The sequence below is a fragment of the Alteromonas sp. ABV4_150 genome (assembly GCF_056311745.1).
This window is the reverse complement of record NZ_CM149971.1, coordinates 3,867,053-3,890,657: the sequence shown is the minus strand read 5'-3', so window position 1 is coordinate 3,890,657 and position 23,605 is coordinate 3,867,053. Positions and strand designations below refer to the sequence as shown.

Sequence of the window (23,605 nt, the reverse complement as noted above, 5' to 3'; positions counted from 1 at the left end):
ATTTACTGCTGATTATCTTCCAGCATACTTTCTAATTCATCCCAGCGCGCATATTTCTGGGAAAGTAATTCTTCTTTATCTGCCAATTCGGCTAACGCCTTGGCAGTAACATCACTGTCTTGTTTGAAAAAGTCTGGGTTGTTGACTTTTTCTTGCATAGCTTCAAGTTCTTCCTCAAGTGTTTCTAGCTCTTTAGGCAAGGACTCAAGTTCACGCTGATCTTTGTATGATAGCTTTTTCGTCTTACGGGGAGAAGACTTAGCACTAGGACTGTCTGAAGCTGAATTAGTTTCATTCTTTACCTTGGCTTTCTCTTCCTTTTCGATTTGCTGACGTTTTTCCTGTTGCTCTTTATACCAGTTTTCTACGTCAGTGAAACCCCCTATAAATTCGCGAAGCAGGCCATTACCTTCAAAAACTACGCTGCTGTTGGCAACGTTATCAACGAATTCCCTATCGTGGCTTACTAAAAGCACGGTGCCGGTATACTCGTTAAGTAAGGTTTCAAGCATTTCTAAGGTTTCAACGTCTAAGTCGTTGGTTGGCTCATCGAGAACCAAAACGTTGCTTGGCTTCAGCATGAGCTTGGCTAACATTAGGCGGTTTTTTTCGCCACCTGATAATGACTTCACGGGGGCATTTACGCGTTCTGGCGTAAACAAGTAATCTTGCAAATAGCTTATCACGTGGCGCGGGTGGCCATTAACCATAAGGTCGCGTTTTCCATCACCAACCGCATCAATGACTGATTTTTCTAAATCTAGACCATGACGATGCTGGTCGAAATACGCGACTTCTAAATTCGTGCCTTGTTTGCAATTCCCGCTGTCCGGCTGCAGCTCTCCTAAAAGAAGCTTGATAAGCGTACTTTTACCACTACCGTTAGGGCCAATAAGTGCAAGCTTGTCGCCTCGCAATACATTTAGGTTTAAGCCTTTAACGATTGGCTTATCTTCAATGCTATAGCTTAAATCTTTTACCTCAAACACCATTTTCCCAGAGCGAGCGCCCTGATGTTGGTTAACCACAGCATTGCCCTGCACAGCGCGGCGTGCTTTGCGCTCTTCCCGTAGTTTTTTCAGCGCTCTTACTCGTCCCTCGTTACGGGTGCGACGAGCTTTGATACCTTGTCGAATCCATACCTCTTCTTGTGCTAGCTTTTTATCGAATTCAGCATTTTGCGACGCTTCAACTTCTAAATCGTGCTGTTTTTTCTCTAGGTAGGTTTCGTAATTACCTGGATAGCTGGTAACAGAACCGCGGTCTAGATCAATAATACGTGTTGCCATGGCGCGAATGAAAGCACGGTCGTGGCTTACAAATACAATTGCGCCTTGATAGTTGCTCAAACTCGACTCAAGCCAACGGATCATCTCAATATCGAGGTGGTTAGTAGGTTCATCTAACAGCAATAAATCTGGTTGACGTACTAACGCACGCGCAAGAGCGGCTTTTCTTCGCCAGCCTCCGGATAATGTTGATAACGATATCTCAGGGTCAAGTTTAAGCATGGTAAGCGTTTGCTCAATCTGCTGCTCGAACTGCCAAGCGTCTCTAGCTTCTAGCTGCTCTTGTAACCGCTGAAGTTTATTTAAATTAGCTTCACTAGGATCTTCACCCACAGTGCGGGTTTGATGAAAATAAGCTTTTAGCGTTTCACCTACGTCCGATAGGCCTTCGGCAACGTAATCAAACAGTGTTACGTCTGTCGTTTGTGGCGGATCCTGCTCTAAACGTGCTATTACGGTGTTATTCTCAATAATGCGCTGGCCATCGTCGGCAATAACATCGCCTGCGATAACTTTCATAAGGGTTGATTTACCGCTTCCGTTACGCCCCACTAAACATACGCGCTCTTTAGGCTGAACAACCAGTTCAACGCCGTCTAGAAGCGGCGGATTTCCATAAATAACAGTGATGTTTTTTAACTGCAAAATGCTCACTGAAGAAACTCCTCTAAATCGGCAGCATTAAAGGGCCATCCAATTTCTTTTTCATTATCGGACCGCTTCAAAACTGGAATACGCGCTCCGTACAAGTGGTACAACTCGGTGCTAGTTCGAATGTTCACTTTCTCTATATCAAGTGACGAAAACATAGACGTTTGCTGAAGTTCTACATCCGCTAAATCACAAAGACTACACTGAGGGCCCGTATAAAAGATTATTTTCATGAACGTAGAATCCAGCACTGGTGTATTTTACCCTTACGAGCAAAATCTTCGGGTATGGTTTGGTGGGTGATATTTTCAATGTTTAAGCCAAGGGCACTGATGGCTGACTCGTCTAATTTAAAACCACGCTTATTGTTGGAGAATATGATTGTCCCCTGCTCTTTTAAACACGCTTTGGCGTCGGTAAGCATTTTTACATGGTCGCGCTGTACGTCCCACGTATTCTGCATACGTTTCGAATTTGAAAACGACGGTGGGTCGATGAAAATTAGGTCATATTTACCTTTGTGCGTACCTAGCCATGTGGTGCAGTCGGCTTGAATAAAGGCGTGAGGGCCTGTTAGTTTATTCAGTGCTACGTTTTTCTTTGCCCATTCTAAATAGGTATTAGACATATCCACGGTGGTAACAGATTTCGCACCGCCCATAGCAGCGAAGACAGACACACTTCCTGTATATGAAAATAAATTCAACACGTCTTTGTCTTTTGACAAGGATTTTACTTTTTGACGGGTATTACGGTGGTCTAGGAAAAGCCCGGTATCTAAGTAATCAGTTAGATTAACCAAAAACCGAGCGTCGTTTTCGAACACTTCCATCATATCGCCAGACTGGTTGATTTTTTCGTATTGCTTAGTCCCTTTTTGCTGGCTACGCACCTTAAGGGCAATGTGCTTAGGTGAGACTCCGGTAACTGCTGGTAAGTGTAGTAACACCTCTTGCAGACGCTTACGGGCTTTATCTTCTGATACGGTTTTTGGTGGCGCGTATTCCTGCACAACTAACCAGTCGCCATACCTATCTACTGCCACGTTGTAATCAGGTAAATCAGCGTCGTAGATTCGGTAGCAGTTTGTGTTTGCGCTTTTTATCCAGCCTTTCATACGTTTAAGGTTTTTCTTTAAACGATTAGCAAACTCATGATTGCCTGCGTCTTCACTAAACTGCACTGTGTTTTGTTCATCAAGCACATAGTTAGCTAAACGGCACTCTAACTTACCATTATTCATGGCGTAGTCTTTGGTAGCGCGAAGCTTTAGTACACGTAGTAAATCGCGGTTACTGCTTAGTAGCGACACGTGCCAGCCTTTCCATGCTTCTTTAAAGCGCTTACCCCAATCACTAAATAGTGGGATTAACGAAGTCAGTTCACCTAAACGCTCTCCGTATGGCGGGTTAGACACGACATAGCCTGGCGTGCCGACTGGCGGCGATGACTTGGTAGCATCTTGCTGAGAAAACGAAATATCGTTAAATACACCAGCAAAATCAGCGTTGGCTTTGGCAATGGCTACCATTTTACGGCTGAAGTCACCTGCGTAAATACCGCCGCAACTTGGCTTTTGAACGGAAATGGCATGCTCTACCAAATCTTCCCAAACCTTAGCTTCGTGGCCAAGCCATTTAGTAAAGCCCCAGTATGAACGCTTAATACCCGGTGCAATATTACGGGCAATATAGGCCGCTTCTATTGCAATAGTGCCCGAGCCACACATTAAATCTACCAAAGGCGCCTCGGTATTCTCTGCCCAACCACTGCGCATAAGCATTGCGCTGGCAATGTGCTCTTTAAGCGGGGCGTCACCGGTTTCCTGTCGGTATGCGCGTTGGTGTAAACTTGCTCCAGCTAGGTCTATACCCAAGATCACATTGTCGCGGTGCAGTCTGGCATATACTGATACATCAGGGCTTTTGCGCTCAACTGACGGGCGAGGTAGACCTTGCTCAACGAATGAATCCACAATGGCGTCTTTAACACGAACAGCACCAAACTGGGTGTTTTTGATAGCAAAGTTGGTGCCGATAAACTGCACAGATAACGTATGACGAGAATCCATCTGCATTTGCCAGTCAACGCCCATAGCCGTGTTATAAAGTGCTTCTGCATCGCCTGCTTTACCGGATGCTAACACCCAAATTACGCGGTTAGCTAAGCGTGACCATAAGCAAAGTTTATAAGCATCTTCTTTTGAGCCTTCAAACTGAATAGTGCCAGGACCCTGTTTAATTTGTGCATCAGGGCAAAGGCTTAGCACTTCTTGTTTCAATAGTTCGTCAAGACCGCGACTGGTCGTAACCAGAATAGTATTCATTCATATACCTGTTTTTGATGCACGAGCTTCACTAGAAGCACGTGCACGAGAGATTGGTTTCGGGTGTACCCTATTTCGAGTGTATTATAACGCGTTTACGATGCGTTTAACGAGAGATGGGCCTTGATAAATAAAAGCTGAGTAGACCTGTACTAGCGATGCGCCAGCATCTAAGCGCGCTTGTGCTGTCTCAGGAGAGTCAATGCCCCCTACGCCGATAATCGGTATAGCGCGGTCAAGTGCCCTATTTAATTTACGGGTTACTTCTAGGCTCATATCTGTCATCACAGAACCGCTCAAGCCGCCCATTTCATCTGCGTGTTGCAGTCCAGCAACCGAATCACGAGAAAGCGTCGTGTTCGTTGCTATGACACCATCCATCTTGCTATTAATTAGCGATGCAGCGATACTTTCAATTTCAATATCACTTAAATCTGGCGCTATCTTAATAAAAAGCGGTACGTATTTTCCGTGAGTTTGCGTGAGTGTTTCTTGGGCGGCCTTTAGGCCTGCTAATAATCTATCAAGTGCTTCACCGTACTGCAGGTTTCTAAGCCCTGGCGTGTTAGGCGATGAAATATTGATAGTGACATAGCTAGCGTAAGGGTAAACCTTATTTAAGCAAATCAGATAATCGTCGAGTGCATTTGCTTCTTCGGTGTCTTTGTTTTTGCCAATGTTAATGCCTATCGGCCCTTTAAATTGGGCTTTTTTTACTTGCTCGACAAGATGATCAACACCTTTGTTATTGAACCCCATGCGATTAATAATGGCGTGCTTTTCAGGAATTCTGAATAAGCGAGGCTTAGGGTTGCCTGGCTGTGGGCGTGGCGTTACCGTACCAATTTCTACAAAGCCAAAGCCCATGCTTGAAAACGCATCGATACAATCCCCATTTTTATCCAGCCCTGCGGCCAACCCCACAGCATTGTCAAAGGTCATGCCGGCGACGGTGATGGGCTTTTTAATCGTTGGTGTGCTGTACATCCATTTCAGCGGTGTATGTTGTGTCTTGTTTAACCAGTTAATGGTGAAATCGTGACTTTTTTCAGGCTCACACTGAAGTAAGAATTTTTGCACTAAAGATTGCATGGTTGTGTTTAACGCTCGCTTATTAAGGGTCTTTTGGTCGTTACTACGCCTTACGTTTACAGATAATCTGTTTACAAAAAACGATGTAGAGCTAGCTAATAATAACCAATCGGCCAATAAAAAGCCCTGATAAACAGGGCTTAAATTATTAAGGTGCGTGTATTCTAATGGTTAGACTTCACGCTTAAAAGCATCAATTCACGTAAAGCGACAGAAAATTTCGCAAATTCGTGAGTTGTACTGGTCTTAAATTCAGACATCATATGGTACCAGCGTTTTAGCAGCACCTGATTGCTTTCAATCCACTCATCCAGAATTTGGTCAGCGTTGCTCACGTCTTCACGAGAAGCTAGCAGATTTGCTGCGATTGAGCGCTGCTGCCAGTCAAGTTCTTCACGATAAGAAGCACGGGCCAATGCCTGCCAGTGGTTGCTTACCGCTTGATTGTTGATTTGATCTAAGAACCAGTGAAGCTCTAGACGCGAACCCAATTGGTAGTAAAGCTTGGCAACAACATCAGTATCGTGCTTATCGGCTTCTACAATTTGTGCCAAATCAAAGCTTGAGAACATATTTGAGAAACTCGCTACTTGATAAGCAATATCCTGAGGCACGCCCTCAGCAATATATTTCTGCGTTGCTGCTTCTAATTGTGCATATTCACTTTCTACCAAGTAATGCTGTAAGTTTTTCGACAGTATATCGAATGTGCCGCGATAGCTTGCGATGGCTTCTTCAATCGACTGCGCTTTGTTGCCATGACGAATATACCAGCGAGAAGCTCGACGCATAATTCTGCGCGCTTCATCAAGCATTTTTAACTGGAGTTTGGCAGGAATAACGTTGTCTAATTTTTCAATGCGCTCCCACAGTGTATCCATGTTGAAGATACCGTGCACAATCGCGTAGGCATCTGCAATTTCGTTAACGCTTGCACCGGTTTCTTCCTGCATTCTGAACACGAAGTTAAGGCCCATGTCGTTAACCATATTATTGGTTAGTTTAGTGGCGATAATTTCGCTTCTAAGCGGGTGCTGCTGCATGTGTGCTGCAAACTTCTCGCGAAGCACTTTTGGGAAGGCTTCAACTAACAGTTTACCATGGTAAGGGTTGTCAGTAATTTCCGGAATGTTAAGCGCGTCTTTAAGCACCATTTTTCCATAGGCAATCAGCACGCTAAGTTCAGGGCGTGTTAGGCCTTGGTCAGTTGCAACGCGATCAGAAATTTCATCATCGCTCGGAATAAACTCAAGTTCACGGTTTAGCTGCCCTTCACGTTCTAGACCGTGAATAAAGCGAAGCTGCTCTTTAAGTTGCTTCACGCCAGCTAATTCCGTAATAGAGATAGACTGAGTTTGGCGATAACAGTCTTTCAATACAATTGTACTAACATCGTCAGTCATATCGTACAGCAGCTTATTACGCTGCTTAAGCGTTAGTTCGCCATCGTTAACCAAGCTGTTAAGCAAAATCTTAATGTTAACTTCGTTATCAGAACAATCTACACCACCGACGTTATCGATAAAGTCAGTGTTAACCCGGCCTCCGTTTGAAGCATATTCAATACGACCGAGCTGCGTTAAGCCTAAGTTGCCACCCTCGCCCACAATTTTTGCTTGAACGTCACGGCCATTAACACGTAAATCATCATTGGCACGATCGCCCACTTCCGAGTGAGATTCTTTCTTACTCTTGATGTAAGTACCGATGCCACCGTTCCAAAGAAGGTCAACAGGCATTTTTAGTATATTATGAATAAGCTCGTTGGGCGTCATAGTGAGTTGACGTGTGCCTAACCACTTCTTCATTTCAGGTGTCAGCTTGATTGACTTAGACGCACGGCTAAATACACCACCGCCTTTAGAAATTAACTTACTGTCATAGTCTTCCCAGCTAAGGCTTGGATTCTCAAATAAACGCAGGCGCTCTTTGTAGCTTTCAGCCGCATCAGGGCTTGGGTCAAAGAAAATGTGTAAGTGGTTAAATGCCGCAATTAATCGCGTATGCTTTGACAGCAGCATACCGTTACCAAATACGTCGCCTGCCATATCGCCAACGCCCACAGCGGTAAAGTCTGTTGTTTGGCAGTCAATGCCAATTTCTCTAAAGTGGCGTTTAACCGATTCCCAACCGCCGCGCGCAGTGATACCCATCTTCTTATGGTCGTAACCAATACTACCGCCAGATGCAAACGCATCGCCTAGCCAGAAGCCAAATTCCTCTGCAATACCGTTGGCAATGTCAGAGAAGGTCGCAGTACCTTTGTCTGCAGCTACAACCAAATATGGGTCGTCATCATCAAGGCGTACCACGTCTTTCGGCGGTACTATTTCGCCATTAACGATGTTATCGGTAATATCCAATAAGCTTGTTATGAAAGTTCGGTAACAGGCTTGCCCTTCTGCTTGAATAGCCGCGCGGCCTTCACCAACCGGCAAGTTTTTACAAACAAACCCGCCTTTCGCACCAACAGGAACAATAACTGTATTTTTAACCTGCTGCGCTTTTACCAAGCCCAGTACTTCGGTTCTAAAATCTTCTTGACGGTCAGACCATCGCAGACCACCACGGGCCACTTTACCGCCGCGAAGATGCACACCTTCAACGCGTGGGCTGTATACAAAGATTTCAAACTTAGGTAACGGCAGCGGCATTTCTGGAATAAGCTCTGGCATCATCTTAAATGATACGTAAGACTTTTCGTTACCTGCATCGTCTGGTTGATAGAAGTTGGTTCGTAGGGTTGCCGACATCATATCTAGATAACGACGAATTATGCGGTCGTCATCAAGGTTACTTACATTATCTAGCTGTGTCTTGATCGTCTCTAGTATTGCGTCTTCTTTTTTCTGGTTACGCTTTTTCTTGGGGTCAAAACGTTGGTCAAAGAAATCTACCAATAAACGGGCAATGTCTGGATAGTTAGACAGCGTATTTGCAATATAGTCTCGGCTAAAAGAACTGCCAGTTTGGCGCATGTATTTGGCGTAGGCGCGCAGCACAGTGACCTTTCGGCCTGTCATGTTCGCGCCTAGTATGAGGCGGTTAAACGCATCATCTTCAAGTGTTTTGTACCACACCTTCGCGAAGGCTTCTTGGAATAGGGTTTGCGCCGCTTCCATATCGAAATGTTGGCCGCTTTTGTGCAACATGGTGAAGTCCATCACCCAGTTACGCTCACCTTCTGAACAGGTGATTTTATAAGGGCTTTCGTCGATTACGCGTAACCCAAAGTTCTCCAGCATGGGCAACACGTCAGACAAGTGAATGGGTTCAGCACGATGGAAAAGCTTAAGCTTAACAACTTGACTATCTGCATCCTCTTCTTGCGGACGATAGAACAACATGTCTAAGGTGTGATTGTCGTCCAGCATCTCTAGCTTGCCGATATCTACCAGCGCTGCCGATGGCAGGTTGTGCTCCATGTAACTACGAGAAAAAGCGTTGTTGTATTTGCGCTCAAGGGCCTTACCTGACGCTTCGCCATGAGCAGCTGAAATCGCTGAAGCTAGTCGGTCGTTCCAGGTTTTGGTCAACTCAATAATGTTTTGCTCTATTTCCTTCACATCGAATTCCGCGTTGTTATCGTTGACTCTAGCAATGTAATGCGTACGGGCATATACAGATTCTGAGAAAAAGGTGGTAAATTCGACTTCCTCTGTGGCGCCTAATGAAGCTTTGAGTAACGCTTGAGTCTCTTTACGCAACTGAGTGTTATAGCGCTCTCTTGGCACAAATACCATGCAAGAGAAGAAGCGGCCAAATGTGTCCTTACGGATAAACAGGCGAGATATACCACGCTCTTGCATTTGGAATATGCCCATCACGATTTGTGCGAGTTCTTCTGCTGGAGTTTGCAGTAATTCATCACGGGGGTAGGTTTCTATAATGTTCGCGAAAGCTTTGTATGCGTGTGTGCCTGGCTCGAAACCAGATAATTCACAAATACGCTTAATCTTTTCACGCAAAATGGGTAGTTGGGTTACACTATTGTTATAGAAGGATGCTGAATAAAGTCCTAGAAAGCGATGTTCACCTACAACCTGCCCGTCTTTGTTGAATACCTTAACGCCTACATAGTCCATATAGGCTGGTCGATGCACGCGAGCACGGGAATTTGTTTTTGTTAATATCAACGGACTTTTGCTTAAGGCTTCAGCTCTAGCTGAAGCAGGCAGTCTTGATAACAGACGTTCGCGGTCATTTATTGAGTTTTTAAGAAGGCCTAAGCTAGTTTCGTTTTTCGGTATCCACCTATGGTCGCCTTCAATTGCTTTAACCTCATAATAGCGATATCCCATCATGGTGAAGTTATGGTCACCTAACCACTCAAGGTACGCCTTGGTTTGTTTTTTCGCATCTGCAGACACAGGCCAATTGTATTTCGCGTTATTTTTTATGACGTCTTGCAAAGTACTGGTCATGCCCTGCCAGTCTTCAACTGCTAAAGAGACTTCATCAACCACTGAATAAAGTTCTTTAGTTAATGCATCGATATCTTTTTTTGAAGTTTGTCTATCGATTTCGATGAAAATGACAGTCTCTTTTTTAGCACCATCTAGGGGTTTTCCTGGCTCTGCAAAGGCTTCTAATTTGTTCCCTTTATCCCGCTTAACGCCGATGGGGCTATGAAGAAATAAATGTGCGGTAATGTTCAACCGATTAAGCAACATACGTACAGAGTCAACCAAGAAAGGCATGTCCGATACAATAATTTCCACTATTGTGTGGCTTGAGTGCCAGCCATGTTTCGCTATTTCAGGGTTGAAAACACGAATGTAAGGCGAAGCATATTCAAACTTTGCCAAACCATTCCATAAACTGAGTGTTGCACCATAAAGGTCGCTGTCGTTGCGATTTTCTAAGTCATCGCTTGATATGTTTTTATACAACAGACGTCCGAATTGCTGCACAAGAGACTTCTGCTTGGTATCTACTTTTTTGTCAATAAGTGCAAATACATTGTCTAGCAGTACTGAGTGTCGCTGTGAGGTGACTGTCATTTGTTAACCTTTTTTGAATGTCGTAATACCAATTAAACTTGGTATAAGTGTCGAGTACCTAACTATTTTCTCTAATAAATGACGCTAATGAAAGCCCATTTTTAACCTTATATTAACAGCATAGATAACTATGCAGAAAACACATAAAAAAAAGGGCCTAAAGGCCCTTTTTTATGCGTAGCTATGCAAAAATAATTTACGCACCAGGGTCATTCTTATTCCACCATAGGAACCTAGCTAAGGCGGGTAGTACAATTATTGCTCCAAGCATGTTCACAACGAACATGAATGTTAGCAATATACCCATATCCATTTGGAACTTAAGTGAAGAGAACACCCAGGTACTAACGCCTATTGCTAATGTGATACCGGTAAACAATACGGCACTGCCACGCTCTTTCAGGGCTGCAAAATATGCCTCTTGAACGGTTGCACCCTTCTTCAGCATTAAGCTCTTAGTAGAGAGGATATAAATACCATAGTCCACGCCAATACCCACGCCAAGTGCGATAACTGGCAATGTAGAAACGGTGAGGCCAATTTGCAGGTATGTCATTAGTGCTTGAGCCAGCACAGAAACAACATATAGCGGTATAACAACAACTAGGGTGGCACGAATAGACCTGAAGCTTATTAGGCATAGCGCAATAACAGCACCAAATACATAAAGCATCATTGGGTCTTGTGCTGCGCTAACTGCTTCGTTGGTAGCAGCCATTACGCCAACAGGACCAGAAGCAAGGCTAAACTTCATATCGTCAGTTTGGTATTCATCGCGGTACGCTTTAACTGCATCAACAACGCGAGAAATAGTTTCTGCCTTGTGATCTTCCATAAACAGAATTATCGGCATAACTGAACAATCGCCATTAAGGAGTCCTGACGAAGTAGGTACACGAGAAATAGCTTGAACTAACGTCTGTTGATTACGCGGTAGAACTTGCCATTTAACGTTACCTTCGTTGTAACCCGCATTAACAATTTTGGCTACTGACGCAAGGGACACTGCAGACTGTACGCCTTGTACGTTTTCCATCTTCCACTGGAAGTCATCCATGGCTTTCATCACGCTGTGCGATGTACAGGCTTCTGGCGTGGTTTCTACAAGAATAGAAATGTAGTCTACCGTAACCTCATATTTATCGGTAATTAAGAAGGTATCCTGGTTATAGCGTGATGTCTCATGCAAGGCCGGAGCCCCTGCGTGCAAGTCCCCTATTTTCATGTTCTGAGCCTGGAAATGCCCAAGTACAAACAAAATAGCGGTAACGGTTAAGATTAATGCTGCTGGCTTTTTACGCGAACATGCAGCAATAACTTCCCAGAACCGAGAGTTAGTATTTTCCTTACCCGCAAATTTTTCAACATATTTCTGGTCAAGCTTTAAGAAGCTCATAAGGACAGGAAGGCAGCAATAGGTTGGTAAGAATAATTACTGCAACACCCATACTTGCTGTAATGGCCAACTCGCGAATAATGCCGATATCGATAACCAGCAACGTCATGAAACCTACAGTATCTGATAACAAGGCAATACCGCCTGGTACCAATAGGTTTCTAAATGCTGCCATGGAAGCCCGTTTTGCGCCAATACCCGTTACCGCCTGTTTTTCTACAGCGTTAATCATTTGCACACCGTGACTAACACCAATCGCGAACACCAAAAATGGTACTAGAATTGACATAGGGTCCATGCCAAAGCCGATTGAGGTCAAAAGTCCAAGCTGCCAGATAACAGCAATAATTGAGCAAACCAATGGCAATACAGTAAGCATGATGCTACGTGAGAAGAAGTACACCATTACCGCAGTGATCGCGATGGCAATGGCGAAAAATAACAGTACGTCCTTAGCACCATCAGCCACATCACCAATCATTTTTGCAAAACCGATAATATGAATAGAGGTATTTTCGTTTTCATACTGACCACGAAGCTGATCTTCTAGTTCTGCTGCCAGAGCGAGTGTGTTAAGCGGCTCACCAGTTTGTGGGTCAATATCTAGCAACTGTGCGGTTACCATAGCACAGCTGTAGTCACTTGAAACTTGTCGACCTACAATGTTTGCCTTTTCTACATTTGCAGCAACTAATTCCAGTGCTTCAGGGCTAGACGAATTAAAGTCTGCTGGGATGACTGGGCCGCCAGCAAAGCCGCCTTCAACAATTTCTGTAAAGCGCGTTGATGGGGAGAAAAGTGAGATAACTAATGAACGGTTCACCCCATTAATAAAGAAAAGCTGGTCGTGAACATTTTTCAACGTATCGAAGAAGTTCTGATTGTAAATATTGTCGTTCTTATCACAGACAGAAACTAATATGTTGTTGGCCCCACCAAAATCTTGGCGGTGCTCAATATAGGTTTTCATGTATTCGTGATTAAGCGGAATATTTTTTTCAAAACCTGCGTCCAAGCGCATCTGTGAGGCTTGATAACCTAGAAATACCGTTGCCATAGCGAAAAGCGCTACCACAATTTTACGGTTTCCAAACACTAATTTTTCTAGAAAATGGGTCATTGTTTTTATACTGCCCTATTTTAAACTCAACGTTTTAATGCCATTCGCGGAAACAGCAATGCTTGTACCATTGAACTGTGTAGCATTTAAAAGCGCTGCTTTATCTTTTATCTGTGATACCTTGATGCCTTCATCAGCTTCGCAGTCTGATGGATTGGCATAAGGGTCCCGCATACTGGTAGGTAGTGGACGCTGTGCGCTTACCATCATACCGTTGTTGCCTAACGCATAGACCTTTGACTCTGAGCCAACGAGAATTGAGTTAAGGGTGCTGGTTGAGCAGGTTTGAACGTATTCCCATTCCGCTTGGTTTCTATTCACGAAAATGTTACCGCGAAGTCCTACCGCTAACACCGTATTTTCATCTAACGGTTTGATATCAAAAAATGACCCAGTATAGTCGACGTAATAACGCTCCCAAGACTCGCCCATGTCGGTACTTTTTGCTAACAAACCCGCTTCACCAGCCATGTAAAGCGTATCTCCGTCAAGGGTCACGCGATTTAAGTGCGGTAAAATAGACTCTAACTCTTGTTGATAAAATTCTTCGTCTTCCTTGCGAATTTCTTCAAGGTATTCTTGGTCCATTGGATCAAGAAGACTGGCGTGGCGTTCTGCTGTCCACGTTTTTCCACCGTCAAGCGTTCGATAAAACAGGCCATAAGCACCAGTGGCTATGCCTTGCTTCTCGTCAAAAAATAATACATCTAAAAACGGGCGTTGAAGGTCGGGTTGATAATTTTGAATTTCCCAAGTTTCGCCCTTGTCTGAAGAATGAAGAATGACAGCGTCGTGACCTACTGCCCAAATGTTCTCACCTACAACAGTCGTTGCAGTAAGCGTTGATTGAGTAGGCACGAGTTTCTGATGAAAACTCTTGCCATCTTCCGATAATAAAACGTGACCGCGTTCACCGACAATAACGACAAATGAATCAGCGTCTATGTCCAAAAGAACCGATTGCTCAACCAATGGTGCCATGAATGCTTCTTCGGCGAGTGCAGTTGAAGAGTAATTAACTGCGAAAGTGGCGGCAATGCACGCTGCAATGGTTTTTTTCATAATTAACCATTCCCCCTATTTATAATTGTCTGTATACAAAAACGGTTGGCATTTGCCAACCGTTTGTTGTGTAAGGCGATTAGCGCATACCTTCTCGTCGTAACGCTTGAGGCGTGAATTCCACATCTCGAGGGCGTACGGTGAAGTCATACATCTCTTCTTCGTTGTCTAAACCAATAGCTAGATAACGTCGAGAGTTTAAGTCGTAATACGCGTCAAGCGTCGACCATTGTGTTGGTACTTCGTAATAGTTCACACCATAAGCTACACCAACGCGATACAGTTCGCCACGATTATCATACATATCAGCAACTTGAATTTGCCAGCTATCTTCATCGATGAAGAATACGCGTTTTTGATAAATATGACGGAACCCTTCTTTTAGCGTCGCTTCAACTACCCAAACACGGTGCTTTTCCCAGCGTGTTAATTCTGGATTAACGTGATTTGGCTTCAAAATATCCTCATATGAGGCATTGTCTGAATGAAGTGCATAGTTGTTGTAGGCAACAAACATTTCCTGCTTGCCAACAAGTTTCCAGTCGTAACGGTTTGGAGAACCGTTAAACATATCGAAGTCATCGGTAGTACGAAGACCGTCTGCTGCTGTTCCTGGTGTGTCATACGCGATATTTGGCGCAAGACGCACACGACGCTGACCGGTGTTATAAGTCCATGCTTTACGCGGCTCTTTTACCTGATCTACTGTTTCATGAACAAGTAGCGCAGTCCCCGCTAAGCGAGCTGGCTTAGTCACCTTTTGCTTAAACATAAACAAAATATTGTCTTCTGTTAGCTTCTCTGGCGTAGCATCTTCTTCTGCGTACTTAATTAATAACTGCTCGTCAAAACCAATAACATTGTAGTCACCGCCGGTAGTTACAGCCGCTTGCCCACCGTTGCGCTGAACCGCTTCGCCACGATAGCGAAGAATGTGGTTCCAAATTGCCTCAAGACCGTTTTGAGGAATTGGGAAAGGAATACCCAAAACTGCGCCTTTAATACCATTACCGTCATCAAGCAATTCGGCGCGTGTCGCGTTTACCTTAGTAGCATCATAAATCGCTTGTGGATTTGACGCAGAACGACGGGTTGGATAAACCGGCATGCGGAATGTTTCTGGGTACGCTTCAAATAACTTCTTCTGACCTTCTGATAAAAACTCTGCGTACTCTTTGTAGTTTTGAGCCGTAATTTCAAATAGCACTTTATCATCTGGATATGGATCAGGATGATGGTCACCCACGGTATAACCAGAAGGAGCAGCAGTAATACCGCCAGTCCACGCTGGAATACTGCCGTCTGCATTTCCCGCTTTAACCGCGCCTAATGGTGTTAAATCATTACCCAATTTGTTTGCGTCTGCTTCAGACACTTTAGCCATTGCGCTTGCACCAGACAAGGCTAGTGACAAGGCTGCAGCGATAATTCCTACTTTTCTAATCATAAAAACCACTCTTAGATTGCGTATTTGATGTTAAATGAAATGAAGTCTCTGTCAGATAGCGCATTAGTTGTACCAATGCCGCCCCAGAATGCACTGTAAGACGCCGTTGCAGACCATTTGCTTAAATAGTCGAACGTGAAAGAAAGTGCAGCAGACTTAACATCTTCTGTGAAAAGAAATAATGGATCCGGCGTTGTACCTTCAACATCATGGGAGAAGGTACCGCGAACCCGAAGGTTCATACCCGCGAAAATTGAATTGTAATCAGCAACAGCTAACAAACGGTAACCCCATGCGTCGTCTGTTGCAAACGGGTTAGTTTCAGGACCATCTGAAAGGCCAACATGTAATCCCTCTCGGGCATTGCCGTTGATCGGTTCTAGAGACGGTGTTCGTGCTGTGCCAGGAGCATTTAAACGAATTACGTCTGGATCTGGCATATCAACAACGTTCACATAACCTACTTCACCTAGAAGCACAAAGTTATCAGAGCCGAACTTAGGACCGAATACGTGTGATGCAGTAAACTGCATCTGCCATGTATCAGAGAATAGGAAACCTTCTGCGGTTTCGCCAGGGCCTACAGCGCGACCAATGTTGTTTAGCTGTGATATACCCGCTAAATCAGGGCGTAGGCCGGCATTAGCCAACTGCTCTGGCATACCCATGTATAGCAGTTCAACATCGTCGATTTGTAATGGCTCATCTACACGGTACGCAAACTCACCAGCAAGGGCTGTAGTGCCTATGTTGGTGTTGAAGCTCATACCATAAAGTTTGATGTCTTCTGGGAAGAAGAACTCAGACTTCGTGAACGCGCCTAGCTCAGTGATGTTGTCACGAGTAACTTCATTAGCTGCAATAAACGCGAGGTCAGCACCAATTCCTTCTTGAGTGAAATCAGAGGTAACACCTGAAATCAATGGGCGCTGGCTGTGGTAGTTTATATGATAAAAGCTAAACTCGGTTTCGTTTAGGTTTTCTGCAAACCAGGTTAAGCGAAGGCCATATTGACCTTGGTCATCTGCATCATTACGCACTTCATCGCTAAAGCCTCGTACAGCGACCTTTGTTGGGTAAGCGAGATAAGCCTGAGATATATCGGCAGCATCAGCACCTGAACGCAACAAGTCACCGTACCCGTTTAGCGCTGTCAATAAATGATCAAGATCGATGTCAGGGTTGCCACTGAAACCTAACTGAATGTTGTTGCGCTGACCGCCCTCACCTGCGAAGTCATTACCAGCGAAGTAGCTTCCCGATACCGGTAACCAGCTCTCCTGCCATTCATATTGATAATAACCAGAGATACTGACTGTATCGGTCAAGCCCAAGGAAGCGTAGACCATACCTACCGGTAGGAACACCTCTTTAAGTTCGGCACCTGGTGCACGTGCACGAGTAACGTCAACAGGGTTGGTTGTGTTAATACCGTGTTGGATGAACGTACTTTCCCCCCAGCTGATAACCTGGCGGCCTACGCGAAGCGTAAGCGGCTTGTCGCCAATCCACCAGTCGCCGTAGAAAAACGCATCGTACAGACGTACGTCTGTACAAAGTAAGTCCTCAGCTTCAGGGTCTTGACACAAGTCGTATTGGTTACCCGTTATCGGGTTAGAGTATGGGCGGTCGCCATCCATCTGCTCGAAATCATAGAACCAGAATCCACGAGCAAAGAAGCCGTAGTCACCAAAGTTAATATCTAGTTCGTGTGTTCCTGACACTTGCGTAGCGAAAGCATCGCCTGGATCGTGAGCAAGGTTACCTAAGTCACCATTGGTTGAATATGCACCGTCTGCTAACGCCCACACATCGCTGCTTGGGTATAAAGGATTGAAAGCTGCGTGATAACCACTCCAATCGAATTGAGGGTGGTTACTGTTACCAATAAGGTCGTAATCTCGTGCCTCTGTTCGAATACTTGTAGCCAATGTAAATGTTGAATCTAAAGAAATACTTACATCACCTACTTGCCAATTTGCAGCATGCACTGGTACTGAAGCAGCACCTAGCAGTGAGAGAACTCCCGCTGCTACCGGTGATATTTTAAAAGCGCTAGGCCCGTTTTTCATATTTTTATACTCCCAAGTCGATGTGACTTAATACGTGACATCATGACCAACCATAACGATTAACAAAATCATTACATCATTTTGCCATAACCGCAAGAACTAATCCTACCAGTTAACAAAATTTACAACATTAGTCGTATCAAATAGTTATTGCTTTATTGTGAGTATAAAAGGCATTTATAAAGTTGCAGGAAAATTGTATAAGTTTTGCGCGGAATTATTTGATTTACTGCTTTGCGGTTTTTAACTGGGATAAAGCGTGCTCTACATCCCCTATTTACGATAGAAAGGATTAAGCGTAGACAACGTGCGTTTTGAGAAGAAATTGACTTGGGGAAAAATTGGAAAGGCCCTACCTGAGCCTTTCAAAGGATTTGATTTTTTTATTAGCGTCTATGATCATTCTGAAACGACCTTTAATACCGTCCGATGTTACGAATTGGCGCAGCCGATTAGTCGGTACCTGAACACTAAGACCTGATTCACTCACCATGACCACATCTAGCATAGACGGTACATAAAGCACCTCACATTGTTGGTAAGGTGCGTTTATTGAAAAGTAAAAAACAGAGTCTGTTCCATTAATGCTTTTCATAAGCAAGACTTTTACTTACTTTTTCAAACAAATCTTTGCTCAAACCCTTGTGGTTAAGCAAGCGGCCAAGCTGCTGCTTCATATGAACTTGGTGTTCACTAGCAAAACCCTGCCACTGAGTTAACGGTGTTACTATACGAGCGGCAACTTGCGGGTTGACTGCATCCAGCTCAAGCAAATAGTCAGTTACAAACTTATAACCGCTGCCATCTGCAGCATGGAACCTTTCGCTATTATAAAACGCAAAACTACCAATTACAGAGCGAACGCGATTTGGATTGCTCATTGCAAACTGCGGGTGCTCACATAACATCGTGATGGTAGCAAATATATCTTCGCGATTTTGCGTTGCATGAAGCGCAAACCATTTGTCTAGCACAAGGGGGTCGTGATTCCACGTTTGTTCAAATCGAGCCATTAAGCTATCAAAAGTGGCTGAACTGCAGTGCTGCGCGCTTCTAAGTGCCCCGAGTGTATCGGTCATGTTATCTGCATTATCAAATTGCGACACGACAAGTTTTTCGTACTGAGGTAATCGTGCTAAGTGTGCAAGTACGACATTTTTACAGCGACGTTTGTTTATCGCATCCTGCGTGTAACTGTAAGCGCCTTGTTCAATGTTATTAAACACAGCTAAAAGCTCTTGCTCTAGTGCGCGCGAAAACTGGTCAGAAAATGCTTTCCGAGCGCTCGATAGCGCGGAAACAGTGATATTGCTACGGCCTTGACACAAGGTCTCAAAAGAAGGAATAACCAAACACTCCCCAAGCAATTCAAGGTTATTCTGCTCCTGAGCTATAGCCTGCTTAATACCATTCCAAATATCGTTGCTAATGGCAGACCCCGGTGATTCTTCCAATTGCTTGATACAGCGGTCATACAAGGCTTGCATAGCATCCCAGCGATTGAACGGATCTTTCGCATGTTTAAAAATGGTAAGCAATGATTCTGTATCTAGGGGGTTCTCTACTTTTGCTGGCGCTGAGAAGTTACCTAACACAACAGGTGTCAATTCATTATCTTTAGCATCTACGGTTAAACGCAAAGAGGTATCTTTCAAGATAACCATACCGTCATCAATGAGCGAGTCATTGTCAGTATAGGTATTGCCCTCTTTATCAATTATCTCAATATTCACTGGAATATAAAGCGGCAGCTTTTCACTTTGATCTGACGTTGCGGGTGTATGTTGCGTCAGTGTAAAGGTTTGCTTCACGGTGTCGTTGTCGCCAGCTTCCGTGCTGTGCTGAACAGAAATCACTGGTGTACCAGATTGGCTGTACCAACGGGTAAACTGAGTCAAATCTAAATCAGTTGCCGACTGCATGGCTGAAATAAAATCGTCACACGTGACCGCTTGACCATCGTGCCTTTTGAAGTACTCATCCATGCCCCGTCTGAACCCATCAGGACCAAGCAAGGTGTGGAACATTCGAATGACTTCTGCGCCCTTATCATAAACTGTTACCGTGTAGAAGTTATTCATTTCAATCACTTCTTCAGGGCGAATTGGGTGACTCATCGCGCTGGCATCTTCAGCAAACTGATGCTCTCGCATTACGCGAACATGCTTTATACGGTTACTTAACGCCGAGGTCATATCAGCACTAAACTGTTGGTCTCTGAAAACTGTAAGCCCTTCTTTTAAGCTTAGCTGAAACCAATCGCGACACGTGACTCGGTTACCCGTCCAGTTGTGAAAATACTCGTGCGCGATGACCGATTCCACATTAAAAAAGTCATCGTCAGTTGCGCTTTTTTGGTCGGCTAGGACAAACTTACTGTTAAAAACATTCAAGCCTTTGTTTTCCATCGCTCCCATATTGAAGAAGTCGACGGCAACAATCATGTAAATATCTAAATCGTACTCAAGCCCGAAGACATCTTCGTCCCATTTCATAGCCCGTTTTAGCGACTCTAATGCAAAAACGCCCTGGGACTTTTTGCCTTTATCGACATACAATTCTAACGCAACGTCTTTACCGCTTGTCGTTGTGTAGCTATCGGTTAGTAAATCAAAATCACCGGCAACCAACGCAAAAAGGTAACAAGGTTTAGGATGCGGGTCATGCCATTTCACGAAATGGGTATTTTCGTCTACTTCGCCCCTGTCCACTGGGTTGCCATTGGCCAAAAGCATCGGCACTGATTTATCTGCAACTACTGTAACCGTATAAACAGATAAGACATCTGGGCGGTCCATAAAGTAGGTAATTCGACGGAAGCCTTCAGCTTCACACTGTGTACAATACGCACCGCCTGATAAATACAAGCCTTCAAGGGCTTTGTTTTGTTCGGGCGCGATGGTGTTTGTAATCTCTAGGACAAAATCATCGAGAGTTGTCGCTATACTTAAAGATGAGTCCGACACAGAATATTCGTCATCAGATAAAGCATTACCGTTAATAGCAATAGCGTCAAGTGATAAGTTATCGCCATCAAGGGTTAAAGGGCTATCGTGATTGCCATTACGTGTGACGGATAATGTACTGATAACCTGAGTTTGCGTTGGATGCAGCGTAATATGTAGGTCAACTGTCGCTATTGAAAAAGCGGGCGGTTGATAATCCGCCCGGCGTTTAGCTTGAACTGACATAGATCCTCCTAAAAGAAAGCCTACGTGGGTTTATTTGGAACGTTTGGTTAAACCGACTCTTTGCTGTTAACTTCAACGTGCGGTGGTGTAATACGTAAAATCTTAATACCTAAGTACGCATACACGACAGCAAGGATCGGGTTGATTACGTTAAAGAATGCATAGAATACATAATCAAATGGGTTCACCAATAAAACACTGTGCATGTAGGCACCACAGGTGTTCCAAGGAATGAGTGGTGATGTAAGTGTGCCGCCGTCTTCAAGACTGCGAGAAAGGTTAAGTTGGTCTAAACCTCGCTTTTTAAATTCTTCTTTGTACATACGACCTGGCATGACAATAGATATATACTGATCAGCCGTTACAAGGTTAGTTCCAAAGCACGTAAGAATGGTACGACTTACCATATCACCCGCTGACTTAGCGCCAATCAATATGGCAGATACGGCGCGCTTCAGTAGCCCAACACGCTCAAGTACCGCACCGAAAGACATCGCACAGATGATAAGCCAAATGGTATTAAGCATAGATGACATGCCGCCGCGAGACAGCAAGCTATTTAGATTTTCGTCTGGCGTAGAAAAGCTTACCCCATCAAATAGCGCCGTCCACACAACTTTTAGCGCCCCAACATTTGCAGAGTCTTCGCTACTCGCCATTGAAGTAACCACGTCCCACTGAAACACGACAGCCCAAATGCCGCCTAGTAAGGCGCCAATAAAAACCGCTGGGAAAGCTGGCATTTTCTTTACTGCTAAAGTAAGCAGAACAACAAGAGGAATAAGTAAATGCCAGCCCAAATCAAAAGAGTTATTTAGCAATAGCTGCATTTGCTCAATACGCTCTGCTTTAGCTTCACCCACTTCACTAAATCCTAGAACGGTGAATAAGATAAGAGCTATGACAAAGCTTGGAATAGTGGTCCACAACATGTAGCGTATGTGATCAAATAAATCGGTCCCCGCGACTGCTGGCGCCAGGTTCGTGGTCTCAGATAGAGGGGAGATTTTATCACCAAAGTACGCACCAGACACCACAGCGCCAGCCGTAATAGCTGCTGACATTTCCATACCCGCTGATACACCCATTAATGCCACACCTACCGTTGCCGCAGTAGTCCAAGAACTACCAATACTCATAGCAACCACGGCACAAATAAGACATGCGGCAGCATAGAAAAACGAAGGGTTGAGTAGCTCTAAACCAAAATAAATGAGTGTAGGAACAGTGCCGGCGAGCATCCATGTACCTATCAGTGAGCCTACAGCTAACAAAATTAGGCAGGCACCCAGAGACATAGAAATACCGTCAACGATCCCCTTCTCTATCGTTTTCCAGCTATACCCATTTTTCATGCCGATAATAGCAGCTAAGCCCATTGCCAAAAGTAGCGCAATTTGGTTGGGCCCATATGATGAATTATCCTTAAACAGGTAAACTGCACTTCCCATCATGACCACTAGCGCAACAATAGGAAGCATTGCATCGGGTAGTGACGGCGTCTTTATCTCTTTATTCGTCATTGTCGTTTTTAAAAACCTTTTTTATTGTATTTATAACGCGTTAAACGTGCTGCTTGCTGCAACTAATGGTGCTTTAGAACACTGAACGATAGAACATTAGCGCTATGATAACTGGGCAAACAAAGCGCACATACCAAGGCCAGATTTTCCAGAAAATACTTTGCTCGGCATACTGATCACCTTGCTTGAGTTCATCCAGGATTGCGTCTCTACGCCATACCCAACCAGCAAAAATACATAACGCTAGCCCAAGGAGTGGCTGGCTGTACTCTGTGGTTAGAGCAATTACAAGGCCAAACAAAGTTTCGAAATTCAAAATAATAATGCAGCTTAATAAAAAGATAATCGAAGCCATTAGCACCACTGCTTTTTTACGCTGTAGTCCTTTGCTTTCCACCATAAAGGCAACCGGCACTTCCAACATTGAAATTGAAGACGTGACGGCAGCTATAGCCATTAATGCGAAGAAGGTAAAGGCAACGAAAAGACCGACGGTACCTATGGTGTCAAAAAGAGCAGGCAGAACTTTAAATATTAGCGTGTCACCTTGAATTAACGCGCCTTCTGGCGTAAAGATTTCAACGCCATTGTTTAAAGCAACGTACATAGCAGGAATAATTAGCATCCCTGCAATCACAGCTACACCAATATCGACTAACGCAACAGACGCGCCTATGCTTGGTAAATTCTCATTTTTACTAAGGTAAGAACCATAAACTAGCATAGTGCCCACACCTAACGACATCGAGAAAAACGCCTGTCCCATTGCATTGATTAAGAGCTCTGGGTCTAACACACGGGTAAAGTCAGGTACCAAATATGCTGACCATCCCTCTATTGCTCCAGGTTGAAGGCTTACATAAACAATGAGCGCAAGGATAAGGATTACCAAAGTAGGCATGAGTCGAACTGACCATTTCTCAATACCCGACTTAACACCGCCAACAACTATAAACGCGGTTAACCCCATGAATAAAAAGCAGAATATAACGTTACGCGTAACTGAAGATGTGAGCAACCATTCGCTTGCACTGTCTAAACCTACCAGACTAACTGCAGACTCGGCGAAATAAACTAACATCCATCCACCCACGATAGCGTAGAAAGCGAGGATGAGAGAAACGGTAATACAGCCCCAAATACCAGTTAACCGGCCTGCAAAGTTCCCTGATATTTTACCTAAAGCATCAACCATATTTGAACGAGAGCTACGTCCAATTATAAGTTCAGCCATAAGAACCGGATAGGCGAGTACAAACGCTAGGAGCAAATAAACGAGTACAAACGCTGCGCCACCATTACTCGCTACTTTTGTGGGAAATCCCCAAATATTACCGAGTCCAACTGCTGAGCCTGCCGCTGCTAGCACGAACCCTATTCGAGAGGAAAATTCGCCTCTGATAGCCATGTTATTTCCCTTTATTATTGTTTTA

Annotated in this window: 12 protein-coding genes and 1 pseudogene; all 13 read right to left on the bottom strand. The window is 44.3% G+C overall.

The features are described 5' to 3' along the window. Positions 1–2: 2 nt before the first annotated feature. A complete protein-coding gene (gene uup, locus ACYX4M_RS16800) occupies positions 3–1,943 on the bottom strand; it encodes an ATP-binding cassette ATPase Uup (RefSeq protein ID WP_476080975.1) in 1,941 nt (646 codons plus the stop codon). Beyond that, positions 1,940–2,173, bottom strand: a complete 234-nt coding sequence (locus tag ACYX4M_RS16795; RefSeq protein WP_476080974.1) for a glutaredoxin family protein — start codon at positions 2,171–2,173, stop codon at positions 1,940–1,942. Before ACYX4M_RS16795 ends, uup begins: the two co-directional genes overlap by 4 nt. Beyond that, a complete protein-coding gene (gene rlmKL / locus ACYX4M_RS16790) occupies positions 2,170–4,266 on the bottom strand; it encodes a bifunctional 23S rRNA (guanine(2069)-N(7))-methyltransferase RlmK/23S rRNA (guanine(2445)-N(2))-methyltransferase RlmL (protein ID WP_476080973.1) in 2,097 nt (698 codons plus the stop codon). Before rlmKL ends, ACYX4M_RS16795 begins: the two co-directional genes overlap by 4 nt. Positions 4,267–4,350: 84 nt before the next feature. After that, positions 4,351–5,358 carry a quinone-dependent dihydroorotate dehydrogenase gene (gene pyrD / locus ACYX4M_RS16785; RefSeq protein ID WP_476082902.1) on the bottom strand — a complete coding sequence of 336 codons (1,008 nt, stop codon included), beginning with the start codon at positions 5,356–5,358 and terminating at the stop codon, positions 4,351–4,353. Between the two features lie 164 nt (positions 5,359–5,522). After that, on the bottom strand, positions 5,523–10,361 hold the full coding sequence (locus ACYX4M_RS16780; protein WP_476080972.1) for an NAD-glutamate dehydrogenase: 4,839 nt from the start codon (positions 10,359–10,361) through the stop codon (positions 5,523–5,525). A 196-nt stretch (positions 10,362–10,557) separates the two neighbouring features. Further along, positions 10,558–12,877, bottom strand: a pseudogene (locus ACYX4M_RS16775) (efflux RND transporter permease subunit). Between the two features lie 15 nt (positions 12,878–12,892). Continuing rightward, the gene (locus ACYX4M_RS16770) at positions 12,893–13,939 is read right to left on the bottom strand and encodes a WD40/YVTN/BNR-like repeat-containing protein (protein ID WP_476080971.1); all 1,047 of its coding nucleotides are present in this window, start codon (positions 13,937–13,939) and stop codon (positions 12,893–12,895) included. 79 nt (positions 13,940–14,018) lie between these two features. Further along, complete coding sequence (locus ACYX4M_RS16765) at positions 14,019–15,386, bottom strand: DUF1329 domain-containing protein (RefSeq protein ID WP_476080970.1); 1,368 nt, start codon at positions 15,384–15,386, stop codon at positions 14,019–14,021. Positions 15,387–15,397: 11 nt separating this feature from the next. Beyond that, the gene (locus tag ACYX4M_RS16760; RefSeq protein WP_476080969.1) at positions 15,398–17,458 is read right to left on the bottom strand and encodes a DUF1302 domain-containing protein; all 2,061 of its coding nucleotides are present in this window, start codon (positions 17,456–17,458) and stop codon (positions 15,398–15,400) included. 352 nt (positions 17,459–17,810) lie between these two features. Beyond that, positions 17,811–18,053 (bottom strand): DUF2835 family protein, encoded by a 243-nt coding sequence (locus tag ACYX4M_RS16755; RefSeq protein ID WP_476080968.1) that lies wholly within the window; start codon positions 18,051–18,053, stop codon positions 17,811–17,813. Further along, positions 18,040–20,649, bottom strand: coding sequence for an aminopeptidase N (gene pepN, locus ACYX4M_RS16750; RefSeq protein WP_476080967.1), 2,610 nt, complete (start codon positions 20,647–20,649; stop codon positions 18,040–18,042). The genes ACYX4M_RS16755 and pepN overlap by 14 nt, the downstream gene beginning before the upstream one ends. A gap of 47 nt (positions 20,650–20,696) precedes the next feature. Further along, positions 20,697–22,172, bottom strand: coding sequence for a Na+/H+ antiporter NhaC (nhaC, locus tag ACYX4M_RS16745; RefSeq protein WP_476080966.1), 1,476 nt, complete (start codon positions 22,170–22,172; stop codon positions 20,697–20,699). A gap of 73 nt (positions 22,173–22,245) precedes the next feature. Further along, positions 22,246–23,580: a sodium-dependent transporter gene (locus ACYX4M_RS16740; protein WP_476080965.1), complete on the bottom strand. Its 1,335-nt coding sequence runs from the start codon at positions 23,578–23,580 to the stop codon at positions 22,246–22,248. Positions 23,581–23,605: the final 25 nt, after the last annotated feature.